Here is a 12,798-nt window from a genome sequence, read left to right on the forward strand (position 1 = left end):
TGTTTTTATTTACTAGTTAACAACTATGTTTCCTATATGCAAAACATCTTCTTCTTTATCTAACTTAAAAAGCTTCACTTTTCTTTTTTCATTTTTCTTTCCATAGTTTTCAAAAGTAGTAACTTTTAATATCGTTGGTCCAGATATTTTTTGCATAGTATCCGCGTAATAATCCACTTTTATTTGATAAGTTCCTTTTATAGCGTTTTTAATCATAAATGATTCAGGACCGTAACCTTCTGTTAAATCTTCAGACATTCTACCTCCTGTTTTTGTATTTTTATTTCCATAGTATGCCTTTTCTCCATTAGGATCAATAACCCATAAATCTAAATCTGTATCATTATGATTCCAATCTACTACCACACGTATATCTGGCGTTACTCTTTTAAAAAGGCCTTTCTGATATTTATTTAGTTTTAGTTTATCGGAATAGGTATTTACCAATCGTGTTAATTCTACAAAAGCTATAGCTTCAATTCCAAAAAAACGCTCATCTATGTCTTTGTGTAATAAATCTCCATTATAAATAGAAAATAATAAATTGAAACTTTTAGAATAGTCTCCTACAAATTCATATGCCAAAGCTAAATCTCTATATGACTGTGGTTCTTCAGGTCTTAATTCTAAAATTTTTTCGTAAACACTTACTGCCAAATTATATTTTTTTAACGCTTCTAGTTTGTATGCCAATGCTTTTAGTAACTCATAATTATCCAACTCTATTTCAACTAGATTAGTGAGCACCCTTACTCCAATTTCTTTTTCTCCTTTACCTATAAAAAAATCAGCTACATCGATAAAGAACATAGGACTGTTTGAAAAATTCTTTTTAATTCTTAAATACTTTTTATAAGCCTCTTTAATTGTTTTTTCATTGTTTAAAATAGTTAAGTAAGGCATGGTTGCATCCCAAGATTTTAACTCTATTACTTCTTCTATTTTTTCATTTAAATCTTCTATTTTATTTTTATTATTTTTTATTCCCTCTTTAGTTACCACTATTACCACCCCATTTTTAGCTTCCGCTCCAAAAAGTTTTATTCCATCTTGTGCTTTTAATACCTCAACCTCAAAAACTTCATTTGATTTTAAAACACTTAAAGGATTCTTATCTGTTCTTTCTCCATCTAAAATATACATGGGATTCGTTTCCATCTTCACAACACTAACATTGGCATTACTTGCAGTCTCTTCTTTAGTAAGTTTTTTACTATCAACTTTAACTCCAGAAGTTACACTACTTAAAGCGTACGAAACACTATGTCTTTTCACTGTTGATGCATAAGCAGTCACTACTACTTCTTGTAATACGCTTTCATCATTTTTTAATTCAATATCTAGGTTATTGGTAGTGTTTCCTACAAGTACTTCTTTTGTTTCCATTCCTACAAAACTAAAAACCAACTCACTTCCTTCAGCTACATTTATAGAAAAGTTCCCATCAAAATCTGTTTCAGTACCATTCATTGTTCCTTTTACAATTACAGCTACTCCTGGCAAAGGGCCATTTTCATCTTTTACCAGCCCATGTATTGTTTTTTTAGGCAAATCACTTTCATTTAACACTTCTACTTTTTCTACAAGCTGAGTTTCTTCTTCTTGTTTTATTATTTCTACTTCTTGATCTTTTATTTCCTCTTCTACATTTTCATTTTGCTCTAAAACTTGTGGTTGTATTTCTTCAATTGAATTCTCCACTGTAGTTTGTCTTCTATTCTCTTTTGCCTCTTTTATAACATAAGACGCATCATACCATTTTAAAATATCTTTGTAATTATCAATTAGTTCTTCTTTTCTGTCTTGGATATCTAAATCATTCTCTCTTTCCTTTTTTTCTTTTAAAAGTCTTTTATAAGCTTCTTTTAACTCTTCTGGTGGTGTGATTTCATACGTTACATAATCTTCAACCCTATCTAAAACTAACATCGATGTATAATCCGTAATTAGATGATACTGTTTAGCTAATTCAATAATCTCTTTTTTATTCTGTTGTTTTGATTTATTTAAATGTACTAATCTTTGTTTAGCCCATAGTCTTTTTACAATTGATGAATTAGATGTTTTTTTTATTAAAACTTCTTTTTCCTCTATTACTTTATCTTGATACCCTAGCAATAGTTTTATAGATGTTGGTCTTTTAAACCTTCCTGCAACTTCAATACCGTTATTAATAGTTACTTTTTCTTTAGGATAAATCTCAAAAGTTTTATTGTTTTCCTTAATACCCAATAACTGTAAACATTCTTTAGTCAATAATTCTGTAGCCTTATTAATTGGTAACTTATTCAGGTTTATATATGTTCCTCCAGAAGTTTCTGAAATTGTTTTTAAGTATTCATGATTTGCTGATAAAAGAGAATTTACTACATAAATAGTTTTTTTAGTTCCTTCAGTATTTTGTTGTCTTAAATTATGTAACCCATCAGAAAATAAGAGTATTTCTTTAGCATCAGTTTTTATATTTTTTAGCACCTCATTTAAATTTGTTCCTCCATCATACTCCTGCTTTTTAATCTTACTTTTTAACGCTATCCAGTTTCCATTTTTTATAAGGAAATTTTCTTTAGTATGAACTGTTGAACTAAACGTAATAAACTCAATTGTTACATTCTCTAAATATTTTAAATACGCTTCTAAAAGTGCTATCTCCTTTTCTAAGTTTTTAAGCCTCATAGAGCCAGAAACATCCCATAAAATAGTTATTTTTTTAGGCTTTTCCTTGCTTCTAAGCTTTCCTTTAAAAGGAATATACACATTAAAATAGTCTTTATACGTTGTTACTTTTTCTTTATTTTCTTTTCCAGAAATTACTAGCTTCAAAAGATCATCTATTCTTTTATTAGTGTTTTTTATTACTGCTATTTGTTTGGTTTCTTTTTCTGTAAAAATTATGTTTTCAAACTTTTTATTTGTCAGTTTCAATTTATTAGTTAGATTCCCTTCAATAGTGAGACAAAAATCGAATTTGTTTAACTTTTCACTAAATTTTATTGGGAAGTTATGTATTAAATCACCATTTAAATACGATAGTTTTTCTTCACAGGTTACTACAATTACTTTCTCTTTATTTGGTAAAATTGGATATACTCTAGCTTTATAATTATTCCCATTTGTTTTTTCTAATAATGCGGGATCTATTTTTTGTCTAATCGTATTTTCATAAGCTACTCTGGCTAGCTCTTTCTCTACAACAACCGCATCTCTAAGCTTTCCGTTTAAACTCATTGCAAAACCTGAAACAGCCTGTCCTTCCCCTAAAGGAAACTGTAATTCTCCCTCTAAAAGCCTATCACTATTATTAAAAAAAGTTAATTTGTATTCTGTAGTTAATGTATTACCTACTATTTTAGCTTTTATAGCCACCTTAGATAGTTTTACGAACTCACCTCCTTCTTTTATACTTAATTTTGGTATGTTTTGTGTAAATGTTTGTATACTTATCCACAAACAGTAAAAAGTAATAATTTTTTTCATTTTTAATAGTTTTTAGATTGCAGTAAATGTAGCGTGGCGGATTACTTAAAAAAATGAAGAATTAGGGAACTATACCTTTTAATTAGTTTACATAGCTTATTTAATAAGTAAAACTAGATTGGATATAATAAAAAAAACCGAAACGTAATGTTTCGGTTTTTGAGCGAGAGACCGGGTTCGAACCGGCGACATTCAGCTTGGAAGGCTGACGCTCTACCAACTGAGCTACTCTCGCGGGTAAAGACTTTTGCAAATGTTTATTTTTTATTAAAAATTGAGCGGGAGACCGGGTTCGAACCGGCGACATTCAGCTTGGAAGGCTGACGCTCTACCAACTGAGCTACTCCCGCGGGTAAAGACTTTTGCAAATGTTTGCTTTTTATTAAAAATTTGAGCGGGAGACCGGGTTCGAACCGGCGACATTCAGCTTGGAAGGCTGACGCTCTACCAACTGAGCTACTCCCGCGATAAAGCGGTTGCAAATATAATACAGTTTCTAGAATCTACAAGGGTTTTTTAATAAAATTTTTCGCCCTCACGCATAACCTTCACAAAATGAAAGCCATAAATTTCAAATCCTTCATTGTAATAAAATTTATGCGATTTTCTGTTGCCTGTATAAGTGTTTAGCTCCATTGCTTCACATCCTTTTGACTTTGTATATTCATAAATCCAGTTAAAAAACTGTTTCCCAATATTTTTTCCTCGATAGCTTTCGTCAATTATTACGTGATCTGGCTCTACACTTTTACCAACATAGTGCCTTGTGCTATACCAAAGCCCAGAAATACCTATTAATTTCTCCTCATCATATACACCAACACATTCATAGTTTGGGTAAGTAATCATCTCCTCTACCCGCTTTTCTAAAATATCATGCGGCGTTATAGTATTTATTACTTTTAATAATGGAAGTATTTGTTTAATTTCTTTGTTAGGAATGGGTTTGTAGGTTAAGTTCATATTCATCAATAAATCATATTAGCTAGAACTAATAATAGTTAACAATAGTATTTTGCTTAATTTTGCGTGAAATTACTTTATTATCCTTGATTAAAAAATGAAAAGTATTGTTAAAATAATTGAAACGGAGCTAACGTATCCTTTAAGAAAAGAAATTCTAAGGAAAAATATTGACTTACCTCATACTTTTCAGGGTGATTTTGATGAAGAAACCATTCATATAGGGGCTTATGTTAACGATAAACTTGTTGGAATTACTACCTTAATGCCTAGTACCAATAGCTTATTTGAGGACTCTCAATACCAATTAAGAGGCATGGCTACATCTACCAATGCTCGTGGCTTAGGTATTGGTAAAAAAATACTTGAGTTTGCTTTTACAGTTCTAAAAGAGAAGAACATTACTACATTATGGTGCAATGCACGTGAAATTGCGGTTCCTTTTTATGAGAAATCAGGATTTAATATTATGGGCGATTTATTTATGGTGGATAAAGTAGGTCCTCATTACGTGATGAGTATTCAACTTTAAAAGCTTTTAAGATTCCCGTTGAGCTTTTAATTTTTTAATACCATCAAATAAAAACCAACTCGCAAATAACGCTCTAACTAATAAAAACACTAATTTACTTTCTGTTTGAAAGCTAAGTAATAATCGATAAGATTCTCTTTCTTGTGATATCGCACTTATGGTGCCTATTATAATTACAATTCCAATAAATATATATAGGTAAGGAAGGATTTTGTTCATTACTTTGAAGTAGGTATTTTTATTAAGTATTCTTTTCTTGATTTGTTATGTAAACGTGTTTCTCTTAACCAAGGATTTACTAGTTTTAACTCTTTATAAGATACTCCAAAGCTTTTTGCAAAATTTGGAATACTAGTAATGGCAGTATCTACAGCTACATTGTATGTTTTTGTTGGCTTGTATAAGTCTTCTTCCGAAAAAATAAATCCATACTTGCTCGGATTGGCTATAATTTCCTTTAAGGCTAATATTCTAAAAACATAACGAGACGTTTCCATATTTAACAATAAATCATAATACGTTTCTGCTTTTTGCTCTTTCATTCTTTTTGAAATTCTACCATTACCCGCATTATATGCAGCTGTAGCTAAGGTCCAAGAACCAAATTTTTCTTTTGACTTTGTTAAATACCTTGCTGCCATTTTAGTTGCTTTTTCTAAATGATATCGTTCATCTACGTTACCATTTACTTCTAAACCGTATTCACGAGCTGTTCCTTTCATAAATTGCCAAAACCCTGCAGCTCCAGCATATGATTTTACATTCATAAAACCACTTTCGGCTAAAGCTAAATACTTAAAATCATCAGGAACTCCATAAGATTCTAATATTGGTTCGATAATAGGAAAGAATTTATGTGCTCTTTTAATTAATAACAATCCATTAGATTGCCAGTAAGTGTTAACTAACAACTCTCTATCCATTCTTTCTCTAATATCCGCTCTATCTAACGGAACTGGTTCTCCTGCTAACTCCATTTTCTCAGGAAGTTTTACTGCTTTTATTTCGTAATGCTCTGCTACGTTTTTTACTACAGGTTCTTTATCTTTACTAATGGTATTCATTAATAAAGTTGCTAATGTTATAATGGTTGTTATTGATAAAAATCGTACTGCTTTATTCATATCCTTCCTTCTTTACGGTTATCCTACTAAGTTAGCAAAAAACATTCCGTTTCTAAAATTTTAGAAATGCTTTTTGCTTTATTAAGTATCATTATATGTGTTCCGTTTTCTACTAAAATGGTATCCTTTATATTCTTTATTGGAAATATCTCATCCTTATCTCCATGAATATGAACTACATTAGGTAAGTTTTCTTCTTGGTACCAATGTAACACATTATAAATAGCCCAATGTAAATAATCTTTATCTCTTACAGATAAATAAATTTTATACAGCTCGGCTCTCTTTTTTAAATAGTCGTTAAAAAAGTACTGTTCATACTTTTCTATATTAGAAACTATGTTAGCTGGAAATAATTTGTACGCTTTAGTTACCTGTGCTAATTTTAATCGTTTAGGTAATTCTTTATTACTTTTTATACTAGAAATGATAATTACTTTTCTGTAAGTGATGTGCTTGCTCATTTCTTGTACCATAACTCCTCCAAATGAAACTCCTACTAATATTGGATTTTCATGTTTTATGAAACTACACATTCTTTTTGCGTATTCTTGAATGGATTCATTTATAGATTTTGGTAAAATCCATTCTAAAAAATGCAATTCAAAGGTTTCTTCTGGTAAAGTAAGGTATTCAAATATTTTTGTATTGGCTGCTAAGCCTGGTACAAAATAAATAGGTATTTTAGGCATTCTTCTTATTCTATGTATTTTCTTTCTAATAACAGTCCTTCAACATACTCATGTACGTCTACTAATTCTGCTGGAATATTATTCCATAAACGAATTTGTATTTGTTTTTCTTTATAAGTTATATAGGTACTTGGTAAATCCATTACTCTTGGATTATCATATACATCATTAAAACTTTCAAAGTCTTTGCTTGATAGTTTTTTATTTAATTTTTCAAGTTCTTCTTTTGACAACTTAAAAGCACGTTTCCCTTTTTCCATAACAAACTGCTCTCCATTGTAAGCTACATTTCCATTTTTATCTATAGTTATCTCATATACTGGACATTCACCAAAACAGTTTGTTTTACGAATGCTAATCAATCTGTTTTTTTCTTTTTCTATAATTTCATTTAATTGTTTTTTACTGTTTTTACTTACTAAACGGAATTCACCTGTTTCTTGTAATCTTTTTTCCCAAAAATCTCTTTTATCTTCTGGCACTTTTACAACACCTATTTGAGTTGCTTTAGTATCATAAGCTGTTTTACTCCAAGTTAATCCACTATTTTTGATTAGTGCCTTTACATCATTACTACTCTTGGCATTTTTTAACACTACTATTAATTCGTCCTTTGGGTCTTTAGGTTCTGCTACTTTTTCAGTTGTCGCTTTTGACGCTGCTTCAGGAGTTGCTTCTGTAGTTTTTTTAGGAGAACTACAATTTAATGCTAAAATTAACATAGAGGATAGAAGGTATTTCATAATGTGTTTTTAATTTTTTGTTGTTGATATAATAACAACATTAAAAGTACATTATTTTTTATCGTTAAAAATAGATAAGTTAAATTTTTTATCGATTAACCAAATTGGTCCCCAAACAAACAAGGTAAAACTATTGATTATAGTAGTAATAACTACTCTTCGTATGCATAAACAATATAAGATGTCTTTTAAACTTCTATTTTTACTCACTTCATTTACTCCAAAAAAATGAGCTACGGACTTAGGTTTTATACTCCTAATAACATCTATTCGATCTTTAATTAAAATATATAGAAAAACTATCACTCCAATACCTATTAGACATTGGAAAATAGTTTCTATATTTTCTAAACTCAAAATATTACTTAAAAAATTAACAAAAATCAAACCTTACCAAACCGTCTTCATCAATAGTAGTTAAAGTTACTTGGTGTAATGTGTTTACTAACTCAGGATTCCAAGGTGTTTTTACTTTTAGATAGTTTTCTGTAAATCCGTGAATGTAACCTTCTTTATTCTCTCCTTCAAATAATACTGTTAAAGTATTTCCTAATTGACTTTCATAAAAAGCTCTTCTTTTCTTAACTGATAAGCCTCTTAGCATTTTGCTTCGTTTTGCTCGTACGTTTTTAGGAACTACTCCATCCATCTCTACCGCTTCAGTATTTGCTCTTTCTGAATAGGTAAATACATGTAGGTAAGAAATATTTAATTCACTTAAGTAGTTATAAGTTTCTAAAAACAACTCATCTGTTTCACCTGGAAACCCTACGATTACATCTACTCCAATACAGGCATTAGGCATTACCTGCTTAATTTTTGTTACTCGATCTGTATAAACTCTACGCAAGTAACGTCTTTTCATTCTTTTTAATAAGGTATCACTTCCAGATTGTAATGGGATATGAAAATGCGGAACAAAGGTGTTAGATTTTGATACAAAGTCAATGGTTTCGTCCTTTAATAAATTAGGCTCTATAGATGAAATTCGTAATCGGTGAATTCCTTCAACTTTATCTAAAGCCTGAACTAACTCTAAGAATGTATGCTCATGTTTTTTATTTCCAAACTCTCCTTTTCCATAGTCTCCAATATTAACGCCTGTTAATACAATTTCTTTAATTCCTTTTTCTGCAATTTCTTTCGCATTTTTTAAAACATTTTCTAAAGTATCACTTCTAGAAATTCCTCTAGCTAAAGGAATGGTACAGTAGGTACATTTATAATCGCAACCATCTTGTACTTTTAAAAAAGCTCTTGTTCTGTCTCCTATTGAATAGGAACCTACATAAAAATCAGCTTCTTCAATTTCACAAGAGTGTACTTCTCCTATTTCATTTTTTGTTAAATCGTTAATATAACTGGTAACATTGAACTTTTCTGTAGCTCCTAATACTAAATCTACCCCATCAACATTCGCTAATTCTTCAGGTTTTAACTGTGCATAACAACCCACTCCAATCACAAATGCTTCTTCATTTTGTTTTAAAGCCGATTTTACAATGGTTTTAAAACGTTTATCTGCATTTTCTGTTACGGAACACGTGTTTATTACATACACATCTGCTTTTTCTTCAAATTCAACACGTTCAAAACCTTCATTTACAAAGTTTCTGGCAATGGTTGATGTTTCTGAGAAATTTAATTTACATCCTAAGGTGTAAAAAGCTACTTTTTTATCTGCAATCATTCTTTCCTAATATCCTTAAATAAAGAAGTGGTTTAAATTTTTTAGTTTCAACCGAAAAAGTTTAAATCACTTCAAAAAAATAAAAGCTTTTGGATAAGTCTTTATTTTTTTAGAAGTTCGTACCTATTACTGCTTTTCTGTCTACGACAGATTTTAAAAATGCAAAAGTACTTAATTTATGGTGATTTTTGAAACGGAAAGATTAATAGTTAGAAAACTCATTTTAGAGGATTTAGATGGTTTTCATGAAATGCAAAGCAATCCTAAAGTTATGCAATATGCAGATGGTGAGGTTAAGAGTTATTTAGAACACAAATCTGAGCTAATTTCACTTATAGATAAATACACAATTCCTGATAATGATTTTTGGATTTATGCTATTGTTAGAAAAAGTGATGTTACCTTTGTGGGTACAGTAGCTTTGGTTAAAGATGGTACGGATGATGAAATTGGTTATCGTTTTTTAGAAACGTATTGGGGTAATGGTTATGCTACTGAGATTTGTAAAGGATTGATTTCTTATTGTAAATCTATAGGTATGAAAAAATTAATTGGTTATGTGGTAGATAAAAATATAGCTTCTGCTAAAATATTAGAGCGTTATAACTTTACCCTTGTTAAAAGGTTTGTTAGCGAAGATATTGGTTTACCTGAATCTAAGTACGAGCTTATATTATGATTGAAAGTACGTTAACTCCGCCTTATTATGCGGTAATATTTTCTTCCTTATTATCTGACAATACAGAAGGCTACAGTGAAATGGCTGACAGAATGGAACTATTAGCTAAAAAACAACCAGGCTACTTAGGAATTGAGTATGCTAGAAGCGAAATAGGTATTACAGTATCTTACTGGGAAAGCTTGGAAGCTATCACTGCTTGGAAAAACAATATAGAACATACAGAGGCTAGACAAATGGGAAGAGAAAAGTGGTACCAACAATACCAATTACGCATTTGTAAAGTGGAACGTGAATACGGATTTAAAAAATAAAGATTAAATGTACGCTGCTATTAGTACTATTTTAAAAAAGTTTTTAAAACCTGCTACTATTTTTAGATATGGTTTTAATATTTCTCCTATGTATAGAAGGTCTACTGGACGTTTAACCTATGTTTCAGAAGATTTATATCATGTGAAGGTAAAAATTCCTATTAGTTTTAAAAATAAAAACTATGTGGGGTCTATTTTTGGGGGAAGTTTGTTTTCTGCTACTGATCCCGTGTTTATGATTCAGTTGATGCAAATTTTAGGAAATGATTATGTAGTATGGGATAAAGATGCTTCTATTAAATTTAAGCGCCCCGCGAAAGCTAGTGGTTATGTAGATTTTATTTTTACCCATGAGGAGATTGAAGACATTAAAAATAAAGTGGCCTCCGAAAAAGAGTATGATTTAGTTAAGCATATACAAATTACGAATCAAGATGCTTCAATTACCTTTGCTGAAGTATCAAAAACTATTTACATTGCAGATAAAACCTATTATAAGAATAAGCGCGCAAAAAAATAAATCGTTATTACTTCTTGTTCTCGCTAGTTTATGTATTATTTCTTGCTCAAAAAGAAGCAAACGCTTTTCTGACAATCAAGTTTTTAGATATAACGAGCATTCTAATATTACTTCTTTAGATCCGGCTTTTGCGAAAGATCAACGTAATATCTGGGCAATTAATCAGTTGTATAATGGTTTGGTTCAGTTGGATGATAGTTTACACGTTCAACCTGATATTGCTAAGCATTGGTCTATTTCTGAAGATGGTAAAACCTATCGTTTTTTACTTAGAAATGATGTGTTTTTTCATAAACATGAATTATTTGGTTCTCAAAAAACTAGAAAGGTTATTGCCAGTGATTTTGTGTATTCTTTTCATCGTTTATTAGACAAAAATGTGGCTTCTCCAGGTGGATGGGTTTTACAAAATGTGGCTAATTATACTGCTGAAAATGATTCTACTTTTGTGATTAATTTAAAGCAAGCCTTCCCTCCTTTTTTAGGTTTGCTCTCTATGAAATATTGTTCTGTTGTGCCTAAGGAAGCTGTTGATTATTTTAAATCTACTTTTAGAGCTAATCCTATTGGTACGGGGCCTTTTTATTTTAAGTTATGGGTTGAAAATACCAAATTGGTTTTACGTAAAAACATTCATTATTTTGAAAAAGATAGTAGTGGAACTTCTTTACCTTACTTAGAGGCTGTAGCAGTTACTTTTTTACCCGATAAACAGAGTGAGTTTTTACAGTTTATTCAAGGGAATATTGATTTTATGAAAAGTTTGGATGCTTCTTACAAGGATGATATTTTAAATACTGATGGAACGTTAAAGGATAAGTATGCGAATAGAATTCAAATGCAAACTGGTGCGTATTTAAATACTGAATATTTGGGTATTTATTTAGAAGGTGAAACTGAAACTCCTACCCTATCAAAATTAATTAGACAGGCTATTAATTACGGTTTTGATAGAGAGAAAATGATTACTTTTTTACGTAATGGTATTGGTACGCCTGCTATTCATGGTTTTATTCCTAAAGGGCTTCCTTCTTTTAATTATCAGAAAGGATATACGTATCAACCTGAAAAAGCGAAGGCTTTGGTTGAAGCATATAAAAAAACAACGGGTAAAACTTCCGTTACTATTCGTATTACCACCAATAGTAATTATTTGGATTTATGTGAGTTTATTCAGCGTGAACTTCAAAAGATTGGTTTAGATACTAAAGTAGATGTTATTCCGCCTTCTGCTCTTAGACAAGGTAAAGCTAGCGGTAAACTTCCTATTTTTAGAGCTAGTTGGATTGCGGATTATCCGGATGCTGAAAATTATCTGTCGTTATTTTATAGTAAAAATTTTACGCCTAATGGCCCTAACTACACACATTTTAAAAATAGTTTGTTTGATAGTTTGTATGAACAGTCTATTAAAGAGGTGGATTTGGTTAAAAGGCAACTACTGTATCAACAAATGGATCGTATTATTATTGATGAAGCACCTGTTGTTCCTTTGTATTATGATGAAGTAATTCGTTTTTCTCAAAAAAATGTTCATGGTTTGGGTATTAATCCTATTGATTTATTGCATTTAAAGCGTGTTAAAAAAGTGGCAGTTGGCAATTAGTTTTTGGCTGTTAGCTATTAGCTGGTTTGAGGTACGGGGTTCGAGGTGGAAGTAATTAGCTATTGACTGTTAGCCTTCGGCTGTTGGCTATTTCTAATTTTTAATGTTTAGTTTTTAGTTCTTAGTTTCACTCTGAACTTGATTAGCTTTTAGCATGTTAGCTCTTAGCTGGTTTGAGGTACGGGATAGTTGAATTAGGAATTACGAATTGTTCTATTTAAAAATCTTAACTACTTCTACTACTTAACTTCTATTAACTTCTATTAACTTCTATTTCTACAACTCTTCTTTCTAAACTTTATACTCTTATACCTTAAATATTTCCTTTAAGAACTAAAAACAAGACACTTACAACTTTTTATTTCTTTTTAGTTATTGATTTATAGAACTTTGATAGAGATGTAATAATTACTAGCGCTATTAATTATTTTCTTATCAAGGCGAAAATCCGAAAAGCC

Annotated in this window: 11 protein-coding genes and 3 tRNA genes; 5 read left to right on the forward strand and 9 right to left on the reverse strand. The window is 30.4% G+C overall.

The window, feature by feature from the left end:
• Window positions 1–12: 12 nt before the first annotated feature.
• The 5 genes from ABNT65_RS05805 to ABNT65_RS05825 form a co-directional block, all read right to left on the reverse strand.
• On the reverse strand, window positions 13–3,477 hold the full coding sequence (locus tag ABNT65_RS05805; RefSeq protein ID WP_348747410.1) for a VIT domain-containing protein: 3,465 nt from the start codon (window positions 3,475–3,477) through the stop codon (window positions 13–15).
• Window positions 3,478–3,639: 162 nt separating this feature from the next.
• Window positions 3,640–3,712, reverse strand: a tRNA-Gly gene (locus tag ABNT65_RS05810).
• A 42-nt stretch (window positions 3,713–3,754) separates the two neighbouring features.
• Window positions 3,755–3,827, reverse strand: a tRNA-Gly gene (locus ABNT65_RS05815).
• Window positions 3,828–3,870: 43 nt separating this feature from the next.
• Window positions 3,871–3,943, reverse strand: a tRNA-Gly gene (locus ABNT65_RS05820).
• Between the two features lie 50 nt (window positions 3,944–3,993).
• Entirely contained in the window at window positions 3,994–4,446 is a 453-nt protein-coding gene (locus ABNT65_RS05825) for a GNAT family N-acetyltransferase (RefSeq protein WP_348706117.1), read from the reverse strand.
• Window positions 4,447–4,537: 91 nt separating this feature from the next.
• Here ABNT65_RS05825 and ABNT65_RS05830 point away from each other — a divergent pair, with 91 nt between their 5' ends.
• Window positions 4,538–4,972 carry a GNAT family N-acetyltransferase gene (locus ABNT65_RS05830; protein WP_348706115.1) on the forward strand — a complete coding sequence of 145 codons (435 nt, stop codon included), beginning with the start codon at window positions 4,538–4,540 and terminating at the stop codon, window positions 4,970–4,972.
• A 218-nt stretch (window positions 4,973–5,190) separates the two neighbouring features.
• Here ABNT65_RS05830 and ABNT65_RS05835 read toward each other — a convergent pair whose 3' ends face one another.
• The 4 genes from ABNT65_RS05835 to mtaB all read right to left on the reverse strand — a co-directional run bounded on the left by ABNT65_RS05835 (window position 5,191) and on the right by mtaB (window position 9,221).
• Window positions 5,191–6,096, reverse strand: coding sequence for a lytic transglycosylase domain-containing protein (locus tag ABNT65_RS05835; RefSeq protein WP_348706113.1), 906 nt, complete (start codon window positions 6,094–6,096; stop codon window positions 5,191–5,193).
• A gap of 26 nt (window positions 6,097–6,122) precedes the next feature.
• Complete coding sequence (locus ABNT65_RS05840; protein ID WP_348706111.1) at window positions 6,123–6,788, reverse strand: alpha/beta hydrolase; 666 nt, start codon at window positions 6,786–6,788, stop codon at window positions 6,123–6,125.
• A 5-nt stretch (window positions 6,789–6,793) separates the two neighbouring features.
• Complete coding sequence (locus tag ABNT65_RS05845; RefSeq protein WP_348706109.1) at window positions 6,794–7,531, reverse strand: DUF6438 domain-containing protein; 738 nt, start codon at window positions 7,529–7,531, stop codon at window positions 6,794–6,796.
• Between the two features lie 373 nt (window positions 7,532–7,904).
• A complete protein-coding gene (gene mtaB / locus ABNT65_RS05850) occupies window positions 7,905–9,221 on the reverse strand; it encodes a tRNA (N(6)-L-threonylcarbamoyladenosine(37)-C(2))-methylthiotransferase MtaB (protein WP_348747411.1) in 1,317 nt (438 codons plus the stop codon).
• 178 nt (window positions 9,222–9,399) lie between these two features.
• Between mtaB and ABNT65_RS05855 the strand changes: the two genes are divergently transcribed.
• The 4 genes from ABNT65_RS05855 to ABNT65_RS05870 are packed head-to-tail and all read left to right on the forward strand — an operon-like array spanning window position 9,400 to window position 12,340.
• Complete coding sequence (locus ABNT65_RS05855; protein ID WP_348706105.1) at window positions 9,400–9,900, forward strand: GNAT family N-acetyltransferase; 501 nt, start codon at window positions 9,400–9,402, stop codon at window positions 9,898–9,900.
• Complete coding sequence (locus tag ABNT65_RS05860) at window positions 9,897–10,214, forward strand: antibiotic biosynthesis monooxygenase (RefSeq protein WP_348747412.1); 318 nt, start codon at window positions 9,897–9,899, stop codon at window positions 10,212–10,214. Before ABNT65_RS05855 ends, ABNT65_RS05860 begins: the two co-directional genes overlap by 4 nt.
• Window positions 10,215–10,221: 7 nt before the next feature.
• The gene (locus ABNT65_RS05865) at window positions 10,222–10,734 is read left to right on the forward strand and encodes a DUF4442 domain-containing protein (protein ID WP_348747413.1); all 513 of its coding nucleotides are present in this window, start codon (window positions 10,222–10,224) and stop codon (window positions 10,732–10,734) included.
• Window positions 10,697–12,340 (forward strand): ABC transporter substrate-binding protein, encoded by a 1,644-nt coding sequence (locus ABNT65_RS05870; protein WP_412766862.1) that lies wholly within the window; start codon window positions 10,697–10,699, stop codon window positions 12,338–12,340. Before ABNT65_RS05865 ends, ABNT65_RS05870 begins: the two co-directional genes overlap by 38 nt.
• Window positions 12,341–12,798 lie beyond the last annotated feature (458 nt).

The organism is Tenacibaculum sp. 190524A02b (assembly GCF_964036645.1).
Lineage (GTDB): Bacteria > Bacteroidota > Bacteroidia > Flavobacteriales > Flavobacteriaceae > Polaribacter > Polaribacter vairaonense.